This window comes from Pseudoalteromonas rubra, assembly GCF_005887095.1.
Classification (GTDB): domain Bacteria; phylum Pseudomonadota; class Gammaproteobacteria; order Enterobacterales; family Alteromonadaceae; genus Pseudoalteromonas; species Pseudoalteromonas rubra_E.
This window is the reverse complement of sequence record NZ_PNCI01000019.1, coordinates 31,626-55,474: the sequence shown is the minus strand read 5'-3', so window position 1 is coordinate 55,474 and position 23,849 is coordinate 31,626. Positions and strand designations below refer to the sequence as shown.

General features: G+C 46.5%; 19 protein-coding genes. 3 read left to right on the top strand and 16 right to left on the bottom strand.

All coding sequences use genetic code 11. The features are described 5' to 3' along the window. Positions 1 to 205: 205 nt before the first annotated feature. Together dcd and CWB99_RS09685 are read right to left on the bottom strand one after the other, a co-directional pair. Complete coding sequence (gene dcd, locus CWB99_RS09690) at positions 206 to 793, bottom strand: dCTP deaminase (protein ID WP_138551343.1); 588 nt, start codon at positions 791 to 793, stop codon at positions 206 to 208. Positions 794 to 796: 3 nt separating this feature from the next. Then, on the bottom strand, positions 797 to 1,879 hold the full coding sequence (locus tag CWB99_RS09685; protein WP_138551344.1) for an Mrp/NBP35 family ATP-binding protein: 1,083 nt from the start codon (positions 1,877 to 1,879) through the stop codon (positions 797 to 799). Between the two features lie 240 nt (positions 1,880 to 2,119). On the opposite strand from CWB99_RS09685, the gene metG reads away from it, so the two are divergent. Continuing rightward, on the top strand, positions 2,120 to 4,156 hold the full coding sequence (gene metG / locus CWB99_RS09680) for a methionine--tRNA ligase (protein ID WP_138551345.1): 2,037 nt from the start codon (positions 2,120 to 2,122) through the stop codon (positions 4,154 to 4,156). Positions 4,157 to 4,224: 68 nt separating this feature from the next. On the opposite strand, the gene CWB99_RS09675 is transcribed toward metG, so the two are convergent. Further along, positions 4,225 to 4,779, bottom strand: a complete 555-nt coding sequence (locus tag CWB99_RS09675) for an NADAR family protein (protein WP_138551346.1) — start codon at positions 4,777 to 4,779, stop codon at positions 4,225 to 4,227. Between the two features lie 472 nt (positions 4,780 to 5,251). Continuing rightward, on the bottom strand, positions 5,252 to 7,504 hold the full coding sequence (locus tag CWB99_RS09670) for a TonB-dependent receptor (RefSeq protein WP_171045301.1): 2,253 nt from the start codon (positions 7,502 to 7,504) through the stop codon (positions 5,252 to 5,254). Between the two features lie 162 nt (positions 7,505 to 7,666). Here CWB99_RS09670 and CWB99_RS09665 point away from each other — a divergent pair, with 162 nt between their 5' ends. Beyond that, positions 7,667 to 7,939 carry a hypothetical protein gene (locus CWB99_RS09665; protein ID WP_138551348.1) on the top strand — a complete coding sequence of 91 codons (273 nt, stop codon included), beginning with the start codon at positions 7,667 to 7,669 and terminating at the stop codon, positions 7,937 to 7,939. On the opposite strand, the gene CWB99_RS09660 is transcribed toward CWB99_RS09665, so the two are convergent. The 8 genes from CWB99_RS09660 to tmk form a co-directional block, all read right to left on the bottom strand. Continuing rightward, positions 7,917 to 9,542, bottom strand: coding sequence for a PepSY-associated TM helix domain-containing protein (locus CWB99_RS09660; protein ID WP_138551349.1), 1,626 nt, complete (start codon positions 9,540 to 9,542; stop codon positions 7,917 to 7,919). The genes CWB99_RS09665 and CWB99_RS09660 overlap by 23 nt on opposite strands. Continuing rightward, on the bottom strand, positions 9,539 to 9,832 hold the full coding sequence (locus CWB99_RS09655) for a hypothetical protein (RefSeq protein ID WP_138551350.1): 294 nt from the start codon (positions 9,830 to 9,832) through the stop codon (positions 9,539 to 9,541). The genes CWB99_RS09660 and CWB99_RS09655 overlap by 4 nt, the downstream gene beginning before the upstream one ends. A 372-nt stretch (positions 9,833 to 10,204) precedes the next feature. Then, entirely contained in the window at positions 10,205 to 13,891 is a 3,687-nt protein-coding gene (locus CWB99_RS09650) for a two-component regulator propeller domain-containing protein (RefSeq protein WP_138551351.1), read from the bottom strand. Between the two features lie 78 nt (positions 13,892 to 13,969). Then, complete coding sequence (locus tag CWB99_RS09645) at positions 13,970 to 15,838, bottom strand: alkaline phosphatase D family protein (protein WP_138551352.1); 1,869 nt, start codon at positions 15,836 to 15,838, stop codon at positions 13,970 to 13,972. Beyond that, positions 15,828 to 16,616: a TatD family hydrolase gene (locus tag CWB99_RS09640; protein ID WP_138551353.1), complete on the bottom strand. Its 789-nt coding sequence runs from the start codon at positions 16,614 to 16,616 to the stop codon at positions 15,828 to 15,830. The genes CWB99_RS09645 and CWB99_RS09640 overlap by 11 nt, the downstream gene beginning before the upstream one ends. 8 nt (positions 16,617 to 16,624) lie before the next feature. After that, positions 16,625 to 16,951, bottom strand: coding sequence for a PilZ domain-containing protein (locus CWB99_RS09635; protein WP_138551354.1), 327 nt, complete (start codon positions 16,949 to 16,951; stop codon positions 16,625 to 16,627). Positions 16,952 to 16,959: 8 nt separating this feature from the next. Beyond that, a complete protein-coding gene (gene holB, locus CWB99_RS09630) occupies positions 16,960 to 17,865 on the bottom strand; it encodes a DNA polymerase III subunit delta' (RefSeq protein WP_138551355.1) in 906 nt (301 codons plus the stop codon). Between the two features lie 13 nt (positions 17,866 to 17,878). Further along, positions 17,879 to 18,532: a dTMP kinase gene (gene tmk / locus CWB99_RS09625; RefSeq protein ID WP_138551356.1), complete on the bottom strand. Its 654-nt coding sequence runs from the start codon at positions 18,530 to 18,532 to the stop codon at positions 17,879 to 17,881. A gap of 146 nt (positions 18,533 to 18,678) precedes the next feature. Here tmk and CWB99_RS09620 point away from each other — a divergent pair, with 146 nt between their 5' ends. After that, a complete protein-coding gene (locus CWB99_RS09620) occupies positions 18,679 to 19,740 on the top strand; it encodes a DUF6765 family protein (RefSeq protein ID WP_138551357.1) in 1,062 nt (353 codons plus the stop codon). Between the two features lie 44 nt (positions 19,741 to 19,784). Here CWB99_RS09620 and CWB99_RS09615 read toward each other — a convergent pair whose 3' ends face one another. The 4 genes from CWB99_RS09615 to CWB99_RS09600 form a co-directional block, all read right to left on the bottom strand. Continuing rightward, on the bottom strand, positions 19,785 to 20,216 hold the full coding sequence (locus CWB99_RS09615) for a cupin domain-containing protein (protein WP_138551358.1): 432 nt from the start codon (positions 20,214 to 20,216) through the stop codon (positions 19,785 to 19,787). A gap of 211 nt (positions 20,217 to 20,427) precedes the next feature. Next, the gene (locus CWB99_RS09610; RefSeq protein WP_212748508.1) at positions 20,428 to 21,297 is read right to left on the bottom strand and encodes a kinase; all 870 of its coding nucleotides are present in this window, start codon (positions 21,295 to 21,297) and stop codon (positions 20,428 to 20,430) included. Positions 21,298 to 21,307: 10 nt separating this feature from the next. Then, positions 21,308 to 21,976, bottom strand: a complete 669-nt coding sequence (locus CWB99_RS09605; RefSeq protein WP_138552884.1) for a response regulator — start codon at positions 21,974 to 21,976, stop codon at positions 21,308 to 21,310. A 73-nt stretch (positions 21,977 to 22,049) separates the two neighbouring features. Then, complete coding sequence (locus tag CWB99_RS09600) at positions 22,050 to 23,660, bottom strand: ATP-binding protein (protein WP_138552885.1); 1,611 nt, start codon at positions 23,658 to 23,660, stop codon at positions 22,050 to 22,052. Positions 23,661 to 23,849: the final 189 nt, after the last annotated feature.

Genomic DNA, 23,849 nt, shown 5'->3' with positions numbered 1-23,849 from the left:
AATAGCACTCATCACGGCAGACACGTGCTGCTTTTTCACATTACCTTGTAGCATTAATGTTAAGTATGGAGGCTGAAGTTTGAATTGCCAGTGCGAATATAAAAATTCCACAACTAAACGGCAAATGGAGACTGGATTAGGTACTGTGCGGCTCGCGTTTTAGTCAGCCACACACTACCCGGTATGAAAAATATTTATCTAATTATCAACGGTTGTCATCACTTATCCGACTTGCGATCGCACTATTTTGACCTTTGTATTTGGCATCTTTACGCATGTTGTAAGGTGCCTCTGCAGGGCTACTCAGGGTTTCAAAACTCAGTGCGCCAATCTTCATCTTAGGTCGCAACGCCAGGGGCAACTTACCAGAGTTATAAAACTCCAGAACAATGTTGCCAGACCAGCCCGGATCGATACGATGTGCCGTTACGTGCACCATAAGGCCTAATCTAGCTAAAGATGAGCGACCATCAAGCCAACCGACAAGATCAGCAGGTAAAGTCACAGATTCGTAAGTCATAGCCAAAGCCAGTTCACCTGGATGCAGGAAAAAAGCCTGGCCATCTTCGAGTACAATTTCATCACTCATAATGGATTCCATCGCTGCGTTGATCTGCTCTTTGGGTCCGCTCAGATCAACATAAGGTGCAGCGTGATCCTGAAACACACGAAATTTATTGCCCAGACGCAAATCAACGGTCACTCCTGAGATCATCTCATCGGCCGGCGTTGGCTCAATTTGAATGTGTTGGTTTTTGATAGCTTCTTTTATATCTCTGTCAGAGAGTCTCATTAGTTAGTCATCCGTTATTAGAATTTCGACCCCTTGAGTCGATTGTGATTGTAAATACAACATGCTGCTTACCAGCTGCGCACAATAAATATAATGGTCTTTGATCGGCAGTGATTGAGCTGTGATATTGGCACCCAGCTCCGAGTTCTCTCGGATCCCGGTATCCAGTGGGATTTCAGTAAGCAGCGGAACACCATGACGTGCAGCCAGTTTAGCGCCCCCTTCACTACCAAAAATGGCGTTTTTGCCATCACAATGCTGGCACGAAAAATAACTCATGTTTTCTATCAGGCCAATAATGGGCAGGTTGACTTTATTGAACATTGCAATGCCCTTTTGCGCATCTGCCAGTGCCAGGTCCTGCGGCGTTGTCACCACAATTGCGCCACTGGCGGGGACTTTTTGGGTCATCGTCAGTTGGATATCCCCCGTGCCCGGTGGCATATCGACAACCAGATAATCCAACTCTCCCCAGGCCGTTTCATTTAACAATTGAGTGAGTGCCTGTGATGCCATCGGACCACGCCAGACCGTCGCATCGTCCTCAGCCACTAAAAAGCCAATGGACATGGCTTTTATGCCATCTTTTTCAAACGGCTTTAGTGTATTTTCGTCCAGAGCCTCTGGCTGCTGCCCATTCAGCCCCAATAAAGAAGGTATCGAAGGACCATAAATATCAGCATCCAAAATGCCCACCTGAGCCCCTTGTGAGGCCAGTCCGGCAGCCAAATTTACGGCTGTGGTCGATTTGCCAACCCCTCCTTTTCCTGATGCGACTAAAACAATGTGTTTAATTTGTTTGAACTGAGCCACACCGACGACTTCACTTTGGCATATCACGCGGACATCCACATTCAAAGACTCACTCAGGTGAGTAGAGAGCAAAGCTCCCTGCCCTGACGCCGCAAAAGGCAAGGTGAGTGTAGCTTGCCATGATATTTTTTCCGCTTTATCGGGTGAAATATCCACAATCCACTGCGTATCAATGCCCATAGGAAAAATCGCACTACGATAGTGTTGCAGATGAGTTTTAATCTGTTCTTTTATGGGGTCCTTCCTGGTAAATAGTTTTTCAATACCAAACATACAAATAAAACGCCTTGAGGTGATGAAATGGGCGCAGGAATTATGTAACATTCACTTCATTAAAACCAGTCAAATTCGCGTCTGCTGGGATTTTCCCAGCCGTTCTGGTTAGTCTTTTATCACAACAGACTGACTGACCGGGCCGAAGTTTTTGCTCACTGTATCGATAAGCACCGTGCATGATGCCAGGCGCCAGATCTACAGAGCCAAACTGAGCCGCTCTATTTTCACGGAATAACTATGACAAAGAGAAAAATTCTCATAACAAGCGCACTGCCTTATGCCAACGGACCGACTCACCTGGGTCACCTGTTGGAGTACATTCAAACAGACATCTGGGCTCGTTTCCAGAAGCAGCAAGGCCATGAGGCCTATTATGTCTGTGCAGATGACGCTCACGGCACGCCTATTATGCTGAACGCCCAAAAACAGGGCATCACGCCAGAAGAAATGGTTCAGCAAGTCAGCATTGAGAGACAGCGTGACTTTGCCGACTTTAATATTGAATTCGACAACTATCACAGCACCCACAGTGACGAAAACCGTGAGCTGAGTGAGTTAATTTATACTCGTCTGAATGACAAAGGGCACATTAAAAAGCGGACTATCTCTCAGCTGTTTGACCCTGAGAAAAGTATTTTCCTGCCAGATCGATTTGTGACTGGTACTTGCCCAAACTGTAAGGCCGAAGAGCAAAACGGAGACAGCTGTGATGCCTGTGGCGCAACGTACAGCCCAACCGAGCTGATTGAACCAAAGTCAGCAATGTCAGGGGCAACACCTGTTCTGAAAGATTCTGAACACTTTTTCTTTGACTTGCCTGCTTTTGAAGACATGCTGAAAACCTGGCTTCGCTCTGGCAGTTTGCAAGCTGAGATGGCCAATAAACTGGATGAATGGTTTGCAGATGGTCTGCAACAGTGGGATATCAGCCGTGATGCGCCTTACTTTGGCTTTGAAATCCCTGGCGCACCAGGAAAATACTTTTACGTATGGCTGGATGCACCTATTGGTTACATGGCCAGCTTCAAAAACCTCTGTGACAAACAGGGTCTGAACTTTGACGAGTTCTGGGCTGAGGGGTCAGATGCCGAGCTATATCATTTCATTGGTAAAGACATCATCTACTTCCACAGTCTGTTCTGGCCAGCAATGCTCGACGGCGCTAATTTCAGAAAGCCAAATAATGTATTTGCGCACGGCTTTGTCACCGTAAACGGCGCGAAAATGTCTAAGTCTAAGGGAACTTTCGTTAAAGCACGTACCTACCTGGAACATTTGGACCCTGAATATCTGCGTTACTACTATGCCGCTAAACTGAACAGCGGTGTAACAGACCTGGATCTGAATCTGGAAGATTTCGCGCAGCGCGTGAACTCAGATCTGGTCGGTAAGGTTGTCAATATCGCCAGCCGCTGTGCGGGCTTCATTACTAAAAAGTTCGGCGGTAAGCTAAGCAATACGGTGATGGATGAAGCACTGTTAAGCAGCTTTGTGGCAGCCAAAGACAGCATTTCCAGTCACTATGAAAACCGCGAATACAGCCGCGCTGTACGTGAGATCATGACACTTGCCGACAAGGCTAACCAGTTCATCGACGCGGAAGCCCCCTGGGTGCTTGCTAAGAATGAAGACACGCTGGAACGTGCACACCAGGTCTGTTCAATGGGTCTGAACCTGTTCCGTGTGTTGTTGACTTACCTTAAGCCTATCCTGCCTGGTATGGCTAAGAATGTAGAAACCTTCCTGAACACTGAATTGAGCTGGGAAGGCCTGGAAGCGGCGCTTGTCGACCATGAAATCAATAAGTTTAAGGCCCTGATGCAACGTGTTGAGCTGGACAAAGTCAACGCAATGGTAGACGCGTCAAAAGAAAGCCTGGAGAAAAAAGTCGGCGGCCAAAGCGCAAAACCCGCGGCTGACAGCCCGTTGGCTAAAGAGCCGATTGCTGACGAAATCGAGTTCGATGATTTTGCTAAAGTTGACCTGCGTGTGGCTAAAATTGCCAATGCGGAGCACGTTGAAGGCGCAGACAAGCTCCTGAAATTGACACTGGACTTAGGTGGAGAGACCCGCCAGGTCTTTGCTGGTATCAAGTCGGCTTATGCACCGGAAGATCTGATTGGCAAACTCACTGTCATGGTTGCCAACCTGAAACCTCGTAAAATGCGCTTCGGTATGTCAGAAGGCATGGTACTGGCTGCAGGCCCTGGCGGTAAAGAGATTTACATTCTCAACCCAGACGAAGGCTCACAGCCTGGCATGCGTGTAATGTAATCTGTGCGACTATAAAACTAGATTGAACAAACGGGCCATCAGGCCCGTTTTTGTATTGGTTCGGCTGTTTACAGCTCCTGTAACAACTGGTCTCGTGCTGCCATCAGAGCATAGCCCAGCAGATTAAGCCCCTGCCACTTTTGAGGCACACTTGCAAATTCATGGTCCTCCGCCAGACCTATCCCCCAAATCTTATCAACCGGACTCGCCTCAACCAAAACGCTCTTGTTTGTTGAGAGCAAGAACGTCTTCAGTTCTGGGTTTTGACCAAACTTCAGCAGGTTTGCACTGATAACAATGTTGAACCGCTTTGCATTCCAAGTGGCTTCATCAAAACCGCTTACTTCACGACCTAGTTTTTTGACCTCACTGGGGTGGTCACAGTGCAAAATGCGTGAAGCTATGTCAGCATTCTCAAACAGCATTGCTTTGTGATACATCATGTAATGCTCAGCGGTTTTGAATACTAACCCTTGCTGCTCAAAACGTGCCGGATACCATTGACTGAAACAGGACTTAGAGACGCCTGACTTAGGTTTTTGATGACCCCAGAAAAAGATAAAGTTTGTTTTTGTTGATTTCGCAATGTATTCGATTAATTGCGCGTTACTACTTATTACCACAAAGACTTCCTATGTATAATGTGTGTCACTCATGTCCGGTGGCTGTTCACCACCTCTGTGCACTTGATTGCTCACTAAGTTAATGTATGTGCCATAATGAACTTCTGACCGTCCATAGCAACGACACTAAACCCATGAGATTCATATAATTTCACCAGATGAGCCTCACAGCGAAGATGCAGTGCAGGCAACTTGAGCTTGGTTGCCTTGGCAATCGCAAATTGGCGATGACCTAAATGGCTGAATGGTCGCTCGTTAAGTCTAAAACTTTTACTTATTTACCACTTTTATGTTATTAGGCCAGAACTTATTTTTTCTCAAGTATTTTCGGTATGAGTAGTTCGTTTTCTGGCTCTTTTCCTTGGTTTATTTGGTCGTGTAAGTGTATAAGAAGTACTATATAGAGAGAATTTAGTGATAGGAAAAAGTAAGCCCGCTGCATTTAGCGGGCTGAGAATTTTAACTAATTTTATTAGTTAAAATTATAAGTGAACGAGACACCATACATGCGTGGTAAACCACCGCGCACGGTTCTGGCAATGCCATCTGCGGCCGTGAAATCTGACGTAATGTAGAATTTATCAGTTAAGTTATTCACATAAAAGTCAATGCTATAATCTTCAGTTTCATAACCGGCTTTCAAATTAACTAACGTGCGTGCATCGAGCTTACTCGTATTCTTAACATCGGCATATACTTCATCCTGATAATTCACGTTACCACTAACAAAGAAAGAGTCAGTGATATAGTAAGTAGACCCAATTGCAGCGGTTACATTTGGAGAGTAGGCAAAATCATTGCCTGCAAGGTTACCTAATGTGCTGCTATTGAACTTTTTGAATTCAGTATGTGCATAACCAACACTTGCAAACATGTTTAGATCTTCTGTCACAGTATACTGAGTTGAAAGCTCAAGACCGTATATTTCTGATTCACCAGCATTTTCTGTCAAGCAATCCAGTGCGTTATCCTCGGCGCAAATAGTAACCTGTTGTTCAGTCCAATCACCAAAATAGGCGTTGGCATTCACAACCAGATCCCCATCTAACATGACTGAGCGCAATGCAAGCTCATAGTTCGACAAGTATTCTGGATCGTAATCATTCTGACGTCCGCCCAGACTTACTTCTGCCCCACCCGCTCGATAGCCTTCTTTGTAAAATGCGCTGACCAGTAACGTCTCACTCACATCGTATGACACTCCAAACTGAGGTAAAAACGCCTGATAATCTACACTGGTAGCCGGGCTAACCTTAGGGCTTAATAACTGGTCTAACCTAGCATTTACTTGAGCAACTCCGCCCTGAACAACCGGGCCTAGTTCTGCACCAGGGAACAGCATTTCGGCAGTCTGACCTGCTACAACAGGATCCGGCAAAGAGAACCCTGACGCGAGCGTGTTATAACTAGCATTCTTAGCATCTTGCTCTTCAAAATCATATCTGAACCCAGCAGAAACAGTTAGCTTGTCACTCAGACTATAATCCCACTCTGTATAAAACGCGTAGTTGGTCGTATCTTGGTTGAAAGGGATTGAAACATTTACTTCCAGAAATTCAGAGTAGAAAGGCAGTAATACCTCAGGTACCCCAACTTCAGCAGGATAGATGTTTACCAGTCCCTTTGTATTGTTGACCACTTCCACTTCCGTATAGTAAACACCGGCAACGCCGCGTAATTTTTCGCTTTGGTATGAAAGTCGGAGTTCCTGAGCCCAATTGGTGTCTTTCCCATCTCGACCACGATAGGCATTGCCACCATCAGGCGCGCCACCATCATCATCAAAGCGCTCATACTCACCATCGAAATAGGACGTGATAGCGGTAAAATCTAGTGTATCATTGACCTGGTAGTCTATCGTAATTGCAGCATTGACCCCTTCATAGTCTTCAAAGCCTACTAAATTATCCGATGCGGTAAAGCTGTCAATTGGCTGTAAATCAACACGATATATATCTTGACCCCGATGAGTATCGACGTAACCAACTAAGATGTTTGCTGACAATTTATCTGATAGTTCCAAATAATATTGAGCACGGACATTGGTGTTATCGCGCGCGTCGAATTTATCATCGCCCAATGTGATGTTTTTGACATGTCCGTCTTTTTCGTTGAATTGGCCAGCTATGCGCAATGCAGAGTTATCTGTCACACCGGTATTAAACATTGCGCTGATGGCGCGCTGTCCATAGTTTCCTGCTTCGACTTTAATTCTGCCCGATGTTTCATTGAGTTCCGGTCGATTCGTCTGCAAAAATACCGCACCAATCAGTGCATTACGACCTACATTGGTAGATTGTGGGCCACGCAGGATTTCAACTTGTGCAACATCCCACAGATCTTTGGAATTAAAGCGGGATGAAAAGCCAGTATACGCGATATTATCAATATACAGCGTGGCTAGCGACCCATCTCCGCCTCCGGTAGACAATGAGTTTTGGCTCACACCACGAAGTCCGAATAACTCACCGACACCAAGATCATAAGCATTGGGTGTAATTTCAAACACGTTATTGATGTCTGTAATTGGCATGCGTTCAATGTCATCCAAAGTGATAACTGACACGCTTTCTTTTGTTTGTTGCAAAGATCTTTCAATCTTCTGACCGTAGACAACAATACTTTCCAGATCATCACGCACTTTATCATCTGCGATGGAATATCCAGAGAACATGGCGGCGCCAAGAGCCAGCGAGACTGCTTTCGCCATTTTAGAATGTTTCATTTTCATACCCTAATGCAACTTTTATTATTGCGATTATTCTAATGATAGTTATTATCATTAGCAATGGCTTTTGCGTGAATTTTTGTCGGTGGGTACGGGCTGAACACGATTTAGAAGAGATAATTATCCATTGAAAATGAACAAAAGAACAAAAGAACAGAAATGTTAAAATCTCAAAAAAAAGCGCCTGCGGCGCTTTATCTATCAGTTTTAATCAACGCAACCGCTATACCACAACACATCAGCAAAGCTGCAGCCATAACTACAGCCGTTGCAAAACCCATCGTATGGCACATCAAAACAATAGCAATCACTGCAGAAAGCGTTAACAAACTAACCCTGACCGGTTTTGTAAATAAGCCAGCTTTAAAAGTAAACATGGCAGCCATGACAATTAAAAATGCTAAAAAGTTCATAGGCTCCCCCCTTGAGTAACTGTATAGGCAGAGGTGTCAGATGTAACAGGAAGACTCAGCTTTTTAAACCAGTAGAGCGCCAGGCAAGCCAATATAAAACACACGATATCAACGACCGAAACAATGAGGTAGTTTGCGTTCAGAAGCTGTGCTAAATAACCAGGTTGCAAGACTGCTTTTAACGGAATAACCGAAGACAAACATAGTGCTACGAGTAAAATATTGGCTTTCAATAGTCGCTGATATGAAACCGGGAATACGCATACAACAAGCCAGAACAACCAACCGCCAAAGAATATCGGGCCGAAAAATGAATTCTGTGTCGCATCAATAACCAGTTGATTTAATACAATCTGAGCAGGAAACAATGCAAAGCAGGCTAACACAATACCACCGCAAGTTCCGATTACGAACCGGTTCCAGCGCTGGTAGCTGGTTGCGGATAAACTTGGATTTTGTCCCCGACTGCGCTTTGCTAACCACATCATCACACCCGACAGCGGGATTAAAGCAGTGGTCAGACCCAGCAATGCCCAAATTGTCTTAACAAAGATGCCACCGAAGCTACCAAAGTGCAAAGGGAAAACCCATTCCAACACTTTTATGGCCGGGCCGGGGATATCCCCAAAGCTGCTCATACTCTTTGCCAGCGTACCATCACCTTTATACTCCAAAATTTGTGGGGCAAAATTCTCTCCGCCCAGCATACGTGCGTATACAACCGCGTTTTGGTCATTAAATGCCATAATCGTTAAATCTAGCAATTCAGCCTTAGCGTCAAGCTGTGTAGTATGGTTGATCACATCAGCGATTCTGGTCGGTTGATGCTGCTCAGAGATAACGGGCTCAGGCATTGCTGTAAAAGTTTCTATTAACTTTTCCTGATCACCATTAAAACTAACGTAAGCGGCCGCTGGTAACAAAATAACGGTTGCTAAACCCAAAAATGCACCGGTAAAACCAATAACAAAGTGAAAAATGCTCCCCCAAATACCAAACAACTTATGGCTGTCACCCGCAACAATATCGATACTCTTATTGCGACGAAAAGTAAATAACTGCTTAAACATGTCACGATGTATGTATAGCCCGGTAATCACAGACACCATCAGGGTCAGGCCCAAAAAGCCTGTTAAAATAAGCCCTATGGGTCTTCCTAGATGTAAATCGGCATGAAAATGCGCAATGAACTGACCAATATCTGATTGTCGGTTTTGATAATACTCACTTGCAAGTCCATAATATTGGTTCACCAACGCTAAAGTTTGACTATTAAATTCATATACATATGCAGTTTCCTTGTCGTAATTTACGTCTCCCTCATGTGACTCATAAAGCAAAACGAGTCGCGTATAACCATATCCCTCAGGCATATAAACATGGATATTCTCCCGAAACTCCTGTGGAACCTTCTCTGCATATTGATTGATCAATTGTTCGACTTTAGCAGCTGGTACATGACTTGCTACATGCTGCTCAGAAGACGCAGCCCAGATACTTAAGTAGGGTTTTGAAAAAACAGCAAGTGCGCCGGTAAATGCAACAATAAACAGCAAGATGCCTGTGATAATGCCGACCCAACTATGAAGCTGAAAGAGCTTTTTTATTGTTAAGCTTTTCATGATAGAGCCCCACTAGTGAGTGCATTGTAACTGAAAAAAATATGGCTAATGAGTAGTATCAACATGACGACCAAAGGCTGCCAAGCTTTATTAGCCATATAACAATAAATGAATAAGCCAACCCAAATGAGTGGAAAAAGCAGTATGGGCACCAAAATTTTTTGCTCAAGTTCAAAAGGCAGATAGGTAGTCATACCTGGGATCATTACCGTTGCTGTCAGTAGCGCCAAAACCGCCGCCATGAAGTTGCGCCGCTTAGCTGCGCTAAATGTTTGTTTTTTATTACCCATAACCTAGTTCTACAATGTAAATTAACATGCATGATTACTCGTTTAATCGCACGATTATAATTGAAAATTATTTACATTAGCAAAATAATTTGAATTAACCAATTATGGATGAGCGACTAATAGTTCAGTGGTCTAGTGCAGTAAGGTCTTGATCTAATGAAAACCTGATATGAATACCGCTTGAAAAAACAGGAGGGAGATCAGGGAAATTTGAAAGTTATCAACATAGTTAGCTAAGCAGTCACAGTGTGAACGCTGTTATTATAGATAAAAGTAATCCAATTTCTATTCAACTAGAATAGCTCATTTCACTTGCGCAAAGACCGAGCTAAAGATCGACTTTGCACGATAATGCGTCTCTTTGATCTTGCCTCACACAGCCACTTCTTCGTCTTTAGCGGGGGTGTATGGAACTTTAATGCTGACTTCAATGCCTTGTCCTGGCGTTGAGCTTGCGTTGATTTCACCTTTGAGCAGCTGTGTTACCAGGTTATACACTATATGCATGCCCAGACCGCAGCCGCCCTGGCTTCTTTTTGTTGTTACAAACGGATCGAACAGCGTTTTTAATCCCTCTTTTGACATCCCGATCCCATCATCTTGGTATATAAGCAGCCATTGCTCATCAAGCATACTGACCGACACTCCAACCTTACCCTTTTGTTGCTTTTCAAAACCATGGATCATGGAGTTATTGAATAAATTTGTCATGATCTGATAGATGGCGCCTGGGTAAGTATTGACCAATATGTCGGCGTCTCCTGTGATAGATAATGTAATTTCTTTACCTTTACTCAGTGGTAAGAGTGAGCTAAACACATCTTCGATATAATCTTTGACATTAATATCCCGTTCCACTTCGCTAGACTGATCAACAGCGACCTGCTTAAAGTTGCTGATCAACATTTGGGCTCTGTCCAGATTCCGTAGGATCAACCTGTATCCTTCCTCCTGCTCTGAATTGGAGCGCTCCAGATCAGCCTGACGCAATTGCTTTTTCTGAAGCTTTTCATTGATGTTGTGTAAGCATTCCTGATTGTAAGTCAACGCGGTAATTGCCACGCCAAGCGGCGTATTAATCTCATGTGCAATCCCTGCCACCACATTGCCCAGTGACGCCATTTTTTCACTTTCAATCAGTTCCTGCTGAGTGCGCTTAAGCTCCATCATTGCCTGTTCAAGCTTTTGGTTCTTTTTGTAGAGTTCGTCTGTTCGCATTGCCACTTTAATTTCCAGTTGTTCATTGAGCGTCTGCAATGCATTCTGGTGCGCCTTCAGCTCTGCTATGTCTTTCAACGCGCCTACAATGCGTTGTGGTCTACCATGATGGTCGCGACTCACCACTTTACCCCGCTCCAATACCCAGCTCCACTGGTCCTTGAGCGTTTTTACCCGCATCGCAATTTCATAGGTGTCCTGCTCACCCTCAAGGCATGCTTCGATTTTCTCCTCCCAGGCAATGCAGTCTTTTGGATGGACAAACTGGTCTATGTCTTCGACCGACATAGTCGTCTGATCCCTGCCATAGTCAATACGTGGCTTAACGCAGTAGCGGTAAACTTTTTTGTTCTCAAGGTGCCAGTCCCATAACTCATCACCGCTTGCCCACAAACTCAGTTCAAGGCGTTGTTGCAGCTCATTCATCACCCGGTTGTCATCCACCACCTGACGAAAGCGCGCCTGCCGCTGCCTCAGCCATAAGGCAAAACTCAACGTCAGTGCAACAACGTAAAACGTCTTGGAATACCAGTCCCACCACCAGGGCGCTTTAATACTTATGGTGAAGCGATGTACAGGCGATTTTTGATTAAAACGATTGACTGTGTATGTTTGTACCTGATAGTTCCCAGGCTCCAGTTTCAGCAGATTGATTTGCCTGACCCCATCAGCCAGTTTCAACCACTGATCGCTCAACCCGACGATACGATAAAAGAAGTTTAAGCGCTCTGAGCCATAGTCCAGGCTGGAATAGTGTAAAGAGATAATATCCTGATCATAATTCAGAGACAGTTTCTCTGTGAGTTCGGGTGCCAGCGAGAGCTCACTACTGGCTTCGGGGTGTAATACCTCTCCCAGCAACTCGATACTTGAGATTAACAGGGGGCGGATCCCAAACGCGATACGGATTTGCTCCGGGTAAAATTGATTGAACCCTTTGGCCCCGCCAATAAAAACTCGGCCATCGGGTGCCAGCCAGGCGGCATTATAATTGAATTCATTATCCTGCACGCCATCGACAACCAAAAAGTTATCTATATTGTGATCATGTATATTGATCCGACTCAGGCCACCACTTGTGCCCAGCCAGACATGTTGTTGCTGATCAAACACCATGGCCCAGATGGCTTCATTGGCGAGCCCGTCGGCTATCTTTAACACCTTTTCAACTTCAAATTGCTTGTTCAGGATGCTTATCCCTGATTCACTGGCGACCCAAATTGCGCCGAGTGTATCGCGCGCCAGCATAAAGACAATATCCGATGCCAAACCATTATTTGTGGTCAGCGATCTAATTGTCAGGCCATCATAATGGAACAGGCCATCACCCACACTGCCGAAATAAAAGCCGTCGCCATCGACCAAAACAGACGACACATGATTAGGTGCTGAAACCGATGGCGCAAAAAATGGCAGGAGCTTTTTCTGATTCTTATCATAATAAAGCAAACCCAATGTGCGAGAACTCAACAAGACCTGCTGCTTAAACACTGTGATGTCGTTAAAACTCAGTTCCGGACCATTACCGAAATCGGGCATAAAGTGCATCACCTCACCATTTGAGAGATTGAGCCTGGCCACACCAGCACCACGAGAGGTCAGCCACACGTGCTCATTGACAACCTGCACTTTAGTAATAAAGCTATTTGAGAAAGTGATTAGCTTAGGGTAAATCTGCTCTGCCTTAATAAACTGCTGCTGTTGGAAGATATAGACACCACTTGACGTTGCAACCCACAAGCGGTCTGATGCATCCAAAGCAAAGCTGCGGACATCCGAGTTTGCCAAAGGTGCGCTGGGGTAGTTGTATTCCCCAACATGGCCAAAAGTTTCACTGAGTTGGCTGATGAAGTGCAGGCCTCGGGTTTCTGTCCCAATCCACAAGTCACTATTACTGTCTCTGAAAACTGAGAGAATGCTGCTGTCTTGCAACCCTGACTTATTGTTGCCCCTTTTATACCAGCGTTTTTTAATCTCACCTTTCATGTTAAGCAGATATACGCCATGGCTGGTAGCTACAAACAACTCGCCCGCTGAAGCGAAAACAGAGTGCAATACCAGCTTAGAATCCGGAGCAATGGCACTTTCCCATAAAGCGCGCTCAAATAAAGTGTCATATGCCGTTAGTTTGTCATCCTTGCCTATCAAAAATGCCCGCTCACCACTGATCATCAGTGACTTAAAATCCCCCGATAGCAATAATGTTGTCATATCTGTCTGGCGATTATTGACCACCAGCCCCTCGTCAGACAGGTAATAAACCAAGTTTTTGTATACCGTTACATATCGAATAAAGTCGCCTTTCAGCGCCAACTCTTGCGGTAGCAGTGTTGCTTTGTCTATTACATAATAAAAACCGTCTTCTGTGGTAACTGAAATGGCACTGCCCTGGCAACCAATAGACTGGACCCGATCAGAGGGGATCAAAGGACTAAAATCACTTAAAAAGCTCTGAAACCGACCCGTAACGGTATGATAAACGCTGAGCCCAGTGCTGGTACCAATCCATAACGACTCGCCACTATGGCACAGCGCGGTAATGAAGGCCCCGGCTAAAGAAAACGGATCCTGCTGGCGGCTACTAAACTGCTTAAATGAGTGGCCATCAAAGCGGTTGAGGCCCGCTTGTGTACCAATCCAGATATAACCAAGTTGATCCTCTTCAATCGCGGTAATACTGACCTGACTAAGACCTGATTCATAATCATAGTGACGCATCACCTGCGCCGTATCAGAAAAGACGGGAACAGCCATTAAAGGAGCTGAATACAACCAGACCATCACTAGGATCAGGAAGCTCACGCTTAATTTTGTGTGTTTTATATGTTGTTGCTGATACAACCCTATCACCTTTTGCGCAGGCTCTTTGTTGTAACTATAGCAAAACTTTACAATCCAGCTGAGATGTCGGTTATTGAGTTAACAGCGAGTATCATCATGTTCAGATAAGGCAAATTCAGTAACCTCCCCATCTGAGCGCAGTAAACGATAGCGGCTCAGTCTTCCTTTTTGTAACTCAACCAGACTGATGGCAGATGCACTCACTAAGTAGCGTTTACCAACACTGTCACTGTGGTGTTTTCGCACCGACAACTGCCAACGCTTAGTAAACAGGTTGAACGGACTCCAGGGAGCAAAAAGCCAGGTATCCAGTTTTTCCAGGATATGCAGCAGGCGCTTTGGAAATTCGTTTTTTATGCCTGAAGAAGTAAGCTGCCAGATCCGATTATCGTGCCGGCCAAAACGAGCCGCGACAGAGAAGCAGAATGAGTAATGCACATCACCAGATAGAATAATGGTCTCACGAGGTGTATCTTCGCGCTTAAAAATGTCGATCAGTTTTTTCGCAGCGCCCTCATGCGCCATCCAGTTCTCTACATCCACCACCAGAGGATGACCACATGCGTTGAACACTGCCTGTATTGTTTCTATCGCTTTGACGCCAAATACCGGTGCCGGGCTCACCAGCAAGACAGCGTCCTGGTTCAGCATTTGCTCCTGCAATTCCATCAGGGTTTCCCAGTCCATGAGGCCACTGGGTTCATTGAAATCCTGCTCATTGCGCCAGCGATGGGTACGCGTATCCAACACCACAACTTTTGGCTGTGTGTCGAGGCAATAATGCCACTGTGTAAAACGGTGCAGGGCCTTGTCGAAGCTGGCCAGCGCCCATTTGTTATGGGCTGTAAGACATCGGGTAAACCCATCGATCAACTTACCTGTCGCGCACAAGGCATCATTACCCAATCCCTGGAACAACCAGTATGCTATCAGGCCATTGGCTATGATCCGTCGACTCGCCGGAGAATTGGCAATATTTTGCTCCCACCTCGCGGTCAGGTTCCAGTCGTCTGTCACGTCATGATCGTCAAACATCATTAATGTAGAGACGTTAGCAAACAATCGCTGGGCCGCCGGTAAGGTTTCAATAAACCCCAGCAAAGCGCGCTTGTCCGCAGCAAATTCAAGTGACTGGGCATGGCTCAGAGCGTCGCCATGCAACTGCGCCAAATCGACCAACTGCCAGGCCTGGTAACTAAAGTTAAGCAGGTAGCAGGCAATAAATTCTTCAAGCGTGATCAGGTGATTGCCAGCCTTAACACTAGAGAAATGTACCTCATCTTTTTTAAGCCAGTGACCCATCGTCCACTTACTACGCTCCTGCCAGGGCGTTTTTGGTAACCAATGATGACGTTGATAGAGCTGCTGGTCCAAAGACTCTGGCAAAGTCAGAGCAACATTGTCCTCAGGGTAAATGTCGAGTAGTGAGATCAGTCTGTGTGCGGCCATAAGCATCGGGCCCGCCACATCATCCGCGTAAATCTGATCTCCGGACATTAATAACAGTGAGGGGCGTTTTGTCTTGTCATGCAAAGTCTGACGCAGATAGTCATCCGCAGTTGCCAGGCTGTCTCGGCTGTGGTGATGCGGATTGCGGCACGAGCCGTGAAGCACGCTGTGAATGGATTCGGGCACCATAAGCTGTGGTGAGCCAGTGTAGCTCAGCGCACTTAGATCCAGCCAACATCCCTGCGCCTTAATACGATAGCTCAGGTTGGTATCGCATTTAAAATGGCCTTGGCTTGGAGTGATCAGTAAAAAACACAGATATAAATACGTACCCAGCCTGATTTCACTTTGCTCAACCGCTACCTCAATCCCGTCGATTTCAAGCTCGAACGCTGGCGCTGCCGTAGTAACAAACTGCAGGCAAATTTGTGTTGGCTCTGCCCGGCGCACCATAGGGCCGAGCAATACATAAGGTAAGTCAGAATCGTTAGCAGACATTACCACGTTGAGCCAGACCAAACAAACGGTAGAAATTCTCCGTTGTTGCGCTGGCTAACTCCTTGTAACTTATACCTTTTAAATCTGCGATAAAGTACGCAACATCCTGCACATAGGCTGGTTGGTTGGTTTTACCACGATGTGGCACAGGCGCCAGATAAGGAGAGTCTGTTTCAATTAACAGCCTGTCCAGAGGCAAACGCTTAACAACATCTTGCAGCTCTGTGGCATTTTTAAAAGTAACAATCCCAGAGATAGAAATATAGAACCCCATATCAATGGCCTGCTTTGCCATCTCCCAGTTCTCCGTAAAGCAATGCAATACACCGCCGCACTGCTGCGCCTGATGCGCACGCATAATGTCCAGTGTATCCTGTCTGGCATCACGAGTATGAATTATCAGTGGCTTGTTGAGTTCATTAGCAATATCAATATGCTGTGCAAAGCTGTCCCTTTGCACCTGGTGTGTGTCTTTTGAATAGTAGTAATCCAACCCAGTCTCACCAATTGCCACGACTTTTGGGTGCTGAGCCAGCTCTTTTAATAGCGCCGGGTCTAGTGCATCGTCCTGGTTTAATGGATGCACACCGCAAGAAGCTGACACATCGTCAAAGGGGAGAATTTTTTCCAGCATGGCCGGAAACTGAGCCAGGGTAACGCTCACACATAAAAAGTGTTCAACCTGCTTTGCTCTGGCATCCGTGAGGATCTCGGGTAATGCTTTACCCAGCTTATCAAAGTCCAGTCTGTCAAGGTGACAATGAGAATCTACAATCATAACTACTCTTACATGGTGTAGGTGGGCTTACCTGTGTTCAGCATAGTGCCCAGCATTTTTACTATTTTATCGTTCAGTAATTCGTCTTCTGCTTCAAACCCAACGCCTATTCCAGGTGGGTTTGAGTTTTGCGCACCTTGTGGCGTGATCCAGACAACCTTTCCGGTCACTACATCTTCTTCGAGCGCATCGGGCAAAGTAATACGTAGCGTTATCGCCTGGCCCATTTCATAACGACTATTGGTTTGCACGAACAGACCGCCGCTTTTTTGGTATGGCATGTAGCTGCGATATAGCTCGTCATTGTCTTCAAAATCGACTAGTAATTCTTGCACCTTGACTCCTATCTTAAGGTTTGCTGCAACTGATAGCATAATCGTGACAGACTCAGGGACAAGTTTAAGCCTAACACAGTATGCTGGTCTACTGAAAACCGCCTCACTATCCCAATAGCAGCCTGTGCTTTGCTAAAATCCAACTGCCTCGTCACAATCCGATTGTTGATGGCAGCCAGTGCAAAACCGCAAAAGACCTGTATCAGGCTGGTATCAGCTTGCAGGGCTTTTGTCAGAGCATCGCTATCGACGCCTTCGCCAAGGCGCTGTGCGGATTGCCACAAGTAGTCTATGTCATTGAGTTGCTGCATCTGTGACCACTTTTGTAATAATAGCGGCTGCGACATAAAATTGCTGATCCAGGGAAATTGACTGGTGTGGATCCCCTGCTGGGCAAGCCAGCTTTCTACCGCATTACCATCAAACACACCTACATTCAACTTGTTGCAGCGGCTCAAAACCGTTGCGGCCACGCGTGCACTGTCGTTGCATAACAGCAGCAGGTATCGCCCTTTGGCGGGCTCTTCAAGCGTTTTCAAAAGCGCATTGGCAGCCGACTCGGTGAGCTTCTCAATGCCATCTATCACAACAACTTTGTTTCCTCCTTGCTGAGCTGAGTGAAATATAAACTCATTCAGGCCCCGAATAGCATCAACACTGATACTTTGTGTTTCGGCCGTTATCAGTAGTTTGTCCGGGTGGTTGTCTGCTTCCAAAAGCAGGCAGCTTTTACATTGCCCACAAGCATACAGTGATGTGCCAGCCTGTTTGCACAGCAACGCTGCCGCAAGTGACTGGGCCAGCTCGAGCTTTCCAACACCAACCATACCATAAAGCAACTGAGCATGATGAAAGCGCTGTTGTTGGTAGCTCGTCTGTAATTGAGATAAAACCGGTTCTAGCCAGGGGTACATATCATCGCACCAGTTAACTGTTATCGTCTTGCTGACGGCTAGCCGCTACTAACGAATCTACGACTTTTAAACAGGCACTCAGCACAGCCTGTTTATCTTGCGATGCATCAATCACACTAAATCGCGCTGGTTCAGCCTGTGCCTGGGCCAGATAACCTTGCCGTGCCCGGTGTAAAAATTCCATTTTTTCATCTTCCATCCGATCTAGCCCTTCACCACGTTGATTTACGCGTGTTAAACCAAGTTCAGGGTCTAAATCCAGAATGATGTTCATATCGGGTTTAAAGCCGCCCAGCGCCAATTCGTTAATCGTCGTGATTGTCTCCAGGTCTATGCCTCGCGCATAATGTTGAAAGCTGAATGTCGCGGCGTCAAAACGATCGGAGATCACAACCTTCCCCGCTTCAAGTGCCGGCAGGATCTTTTCTTGGACATGCTGTGCCCGTGCCGCACCAAACAGCATAAGCTCAGTGACTGACCCCATTTCGGGTGTAGTGGGGTCTAAAATAACAGTACGGATCTTCTCACCTATCGGCGTTCCGCCCGGCTCACGAGTCAGTACGACGTCAAAACCCTGTTGCTCAAGATAATCGGCAATGCCCTGAATCACGGTTGTTTTGCCTGCTCCATTGCTGCCATCACAAACCAACATAAAACCTTTATTCATACACACTCTCTGCGGCACCACTGAATACCGAATACAATTATCTGAAAATGAGCGCTATTATATCCGTTTCACGTCATCATCAGTAGGATTAATTCGTTGAATAGTGTACCGTTTACTGCATTAATCGATTTTCGCAAGGAAAAATGATGCAAATTGATCTTCATCACGCCATGACCTGGGTTGTGGCACGAGATGCTGGCTTCTCCCCGGCTCAGGCCACCACCATAGCGCACGCCGCGCAGTATGTAGACGACGCCACTAACTATGGTCATATTGAGTTTGACAATGGCGCCGCTTATGAACGGATAGCAACTGCACACAAAATGCTTGAGTATCGTAATCTGGACAGCCTTAAAAATATGAAAGTCTGGGTACCATTTCATTTTTTGCCGGGTAATGGCGGCTTACCGGCAGGCGAAAACCCAAGTGGCAGCTTTATTCAAAAACTGGTGTGCCGCCCACACTCTCATGTAGCAAAGGACATGGTTGCAGAGGTACTGGCAGATAAAGACCACCCTTATTCATTACACCGACTGGGGATCACTGCCCATGTGTTTATTGATACCTGGGGACACCGGGGCTTTGCAGGCGTCGACCATCCGGTAAACCATGTACGCAATATCACAGATAACAATGGTCAGGAGCACCACAGCCTGATAGATAAGGTCACTGATTATTTCGCCAATATTCTGCAAGACAATATTCCCAGCCTTGGCCATGGTCAGGCGCTCTCACACCCCGACCTGCCTCATCAGCACTGGTCTTATACAAACGGTCTGGGTGAGTACATTGAACGCAACAACCCCAGCGACTTTTTGCAGGCGGCAGACGAGCTGTGTAAGGTTTTTCAAACTTATCTGGTAAAGCCTATCACCGGGCTATCGCCACATGTACGAAACGAAATTGCTCAGTGTTTTAATCAGTTTATCAGTGATAACGGCGAAACACGCCATCACCAGTGGCTGGATGCCATTGCGAACGACCGTTTTGGTCTGGGTGCTCATCAGCTCAGCTATATCGCAAAGGGCCATGGCTCATGGAAGCATCAGGCACTCGGAACGACATTGGAAACGGGAGACGAGCGCTGTTATCAGTATCATCCGGGCTTTCTTGATTCTGACTGGAAACATTTTCATGATGCGGCAAAGAAACACCGCCAGAGCATCATAGTGGATATTCTGCCAAGATATGGCATTTGTGTCAGCTAGATAAGGATTACCGCGATCCAGGTTGATCGCGGTAAAATACCATTTTATTCAGGCTTAAGCGTGACGGCCTGATCTTTAACACCCGCGTAAAAAACCACTATCTGTGCAGCCTCTTTACCAACATTTTTGCCCCAGTGCCAGGTATTGAGTACTTCGACTATGGTATCGCCGGCCTTGATATGTAAGGTCTCACCGGTTTCTGTCTCAACCATTAGCTCACCTTGTATCATCAAACCAGCATTAATATAAGGGTGCTTGTGGATAGGCAAGGTCTGTCCGGCAGGAATGGTAAAGCGCATAATGCGCACTTCTGGTTGACCTTTTGGATAGGCAGGCAGGGTTGCTCCGTTCCAGCTTTGTTGCTGCTTTGTCAGAGTTTCTACTTTTATCTGCTCAGTGCTATGCGCTTTTTCTGCACTGATACTCGCAAAACTCAACAGTAAAAAAGCAGGTAAAGTAAAAAGAGTGCTGTGCATGTTGGTTTATCCTTATAAGTTTATTGTATCCTAATACGACAATGTGAATTATACCAATTTGCTTAATTAAGTGTTCTATTTTGAGGCAAGAAAATATCGTCGATAACAAGGCAGAAATTTTGCTATTTAGTTGCTCTAAATGATAAATTTCTAACACAGTTAGCGGCATATTTGCTCCTTCAAATTGAACAGGTATTAAATGAAATTGGTATTAGTGGAGCCCTGTCATCGTCAAAATATCACGCTGCGCAGACAAGCTTAGTTCAACGTCGCACTGACCAGGTAAAGTCTTGATCCCCCATTGAGTCAGACGCTGAAAAAACTGCACAAAGTGTGTGATCTCATGCTTTGACATACGGCGTGACTGCGAGCCTGACAAGCGCAGTTTTTGTTCTTGCTCAAGGCGCCAGCGGGCAACATGCGAAAAGTCCCCGGCATTGAGAAACAGGAGTTTATCAAGCTGTGAAAACAAGGGCTGGTAATCTGCTTTGAGAAAGTGGTTCACAGAATGGCGATACCTGCCATCAGGATCCTGTTCCTGCTCCAGCTGATTAATCGGGCAAGTCAGGCTTTGTTCCGGCTGCTCTTTTATGCCCAAACACCAGCCTTCAAAAATCAGCACGTCCAGGCTATCGCAGTGGTGCCAGTGCGCGGACGAAAATGGCTCGTCCATAGATTTATCAAACCGGGGCAATGTCAAAGGCTGTTGCGCCCGAAACCGCGCTAGTACCTCAGCTGCCAGGACGGTGTCGTGAGTCCCCGGTACACCCCGGGTCTGAAACAACGGGTGTATATCATCGGCGCGTTTTGCCCGCTCGGCCTGGCTCAAATAGAAATCGTCCAGTGACACACAATCAACGCGCAACCCCTGCTGGACAAGCGCAGCTTTTAAGTAGCCGGCCAATGTCGATTTGCCACTTCCCTGCGAGCCGCTGATCCCCAGGCACAAAGGTGAGCCTTGCCTGATCTGCTCCGCCAGCCACTTTGAAACGGGGCCAAGTAACTGAACATATTGCGCATCAAGCTTGTGCGCCTCACAAAATAGGCGTTGCCAGGGCGCCATTACGAAAGACTCTCTCATACCTGCCGGGCTAGGTGTTCAGCTCATACTTATAGCCAGCACCATATATGGAGTGAATGAATTCGCTATCCGGTGAGAGTTGAGAAAGCTTCTTACGAATTTTTTTAATGTGGCTGTCTATTGTTCGATCGCTGACAATCCTATCATCGTCATAGATACAGTCCATCAGTCTTGAGCGATTGTAAATGCGCCCGGGATGCGCGACTAAGGTTTGCAATAAAACAAACTCCACCTGAGTGAGCTCTACAGAGCTGTTCTGATAGGTGACAAATAGCGTGTTTTCATCCAGTGCCAGTTGCTCTGTCTGGACGGGATTTGCCCCTACCCGGCGCAAAATTGCTTTAACGCGGGCAACCACCTCACGTGGGCTATAAGGTTTGCAAACATAATCGTCCGCGCCCACTTCAAGTCCAAGTAACCGATCGATTTCTTCCACCTTAGCGGTAGTCATAATAATGGGAACCATAGAATGGCGCCTCACCTCACGACAAATCACGATACCATCAACATTAGGTAGCATAAGATCAAGCAGAATAATATCTGGTTTAAAGGTGTCAACGGCATTCAGAGCCTCGGCGCCATCATGAACCATATGCAACTCATAGCCAGCCTGAGTGACATACTTACCTAAAATGGTTGCAAGCTTTTTTTCGTCTTCAATGATTAGTACTTTATGCATTTTCAGCGTTCACTTTCACCTTGGGTCTTCTACTTCCCAAAACTAAGTGAAATGGCTTGAATTTACAACCCTTTTAGGAAAAGCGCATCACCACAGCCAGACCGCCAAGCTCACTTTGTTGGGCCGAGATTGTACCGTTATGCGCCTGAACTATGCTGGTACAAATCGCCAGCCCAAGGCCCGAGCCACCTGACACACGATCTCTTGCCTGTTTGACTCGATACAAGCGGTCAAAGAGTTTATCTAACAACTCGGGCTCTACTCCGGGTGAGCTGTCTTGCCAGACGATCTCGGTTTGCTCTCCCTGTTTTTTAATCGTCACCCGGATTTGGCCGGGACTGTGCTCCGTTGAATCGGTGTAACGCAATGTGTTTTGCATCAGATTGCTAAATAACTGAGTCATCCGCCTGTCATCACACGCCATCTGCAACGACTTATCTCCGTCCAGCTGCCACTTAAAGTGTTGATTCGTCAACTGAGCCTGATGATTACCGAATGTCTGTTCAACGATATCGCCCAAACAATGTGGTGACATTTGATAGCTCAGAGACCCTCTGTCCGACATAGATAACTGATGTAAATCATCAACCAGCTGAGTCAAACGACTGATCTCTTCGTGCAAAGAATGAAGCTGCTCAGGGTTAGTTTCTATAACCCCATCAATCATCCCTTCCAGCTCAGCTTTAAACACAGCGATAGGTGTGCGCAGTTCGTGAGAAATGTCGGCGATCCACTGCTGTCTTGCCTGCTGGTTTTCCCGCAGGGTTTCTGACAAAGTGTTCAAATCTCGGGCCAGCATACCCAACTCGTCGTTGCTATCAGTGCTCAGGTTACTCTGATAGTCCCCTCTTGCCAGATTCTGCGCCGCCCGACGCAGCGCCAGTACAGGCGCAACCAGGAAGTGACTGAATGGTATCGCCAGTAAGCTCGACGCGATCAGGGCTACAATGGCGATATACATGAACCAATTTTTTTGTCGTTCGGCAAACAAGCTGTCAAAACGGTTACTCATAACCAGGCCATCTTCAAGGCCAACATACCCCAGTAGAGGCGACGCTGGAGAATCGGACTGGTGAACAGGCTCCCACAAGGTCGTTCTGGTTGTCGTCAGTGAACCTATCACCTGCTCTCCAGCTGCATTCTTATAGACCAAACGACCACTACCATTATCTCCGCGCCCTCTCGGAGGTCTGCGCTTTTTCGGTGGGTATTCACCTCGCTCTCCTCTGGGTGGACGCTCAGCACCGGGCTGCGGACGTTTGTCAGATTGATACTGTGCCTGAGCGCCCTGCTCGTTAGCTTCTCCCCGTCCTCGACGTTCACCGCCAGGGCTCCCATCTGCATGTTCCGGTCGCCTGCGAGGCCGCTGCATAGAAGGGCTGTCGTAGCTGTCATAAGAAGGACTGGTACCGGCTGATGTCGAGGTGACAGTATTACCTCGCACTTCTTGTACCAGCTGATGCCAGGCCGGATGACGATGATACACCCATTCCTCACCGTAACGATCGTAATTTTCACGAATAGTCGGCATCAGCGCAACCAGTCGTGCGCGGCTATTTTGCTGAATATAATCACGAAAACTCTTTTCAAAAGCCGCCTGATTTGCAAAGTAAATCGCCATGATCAATACGGTGTTGACCAACAGCAAAATAGCCAGCAGCTTGTGCCGTATTGTCAGTTTCATGGTGTCGTTACCCCTGTGAGCAGAATTCTAAACTTGTAAGACCAGATGCTAATCAGTATGTAAGGTCAATGTGCAAATAGTGTGGAAGTGATGTCGAAATTTACCAAAGCAGGGACACACCTGCGTTCCTGCTTTGTATGGGCGGTCCGTCACATGCACACGAACCGATAGTTGAACTAAATCAGGGGA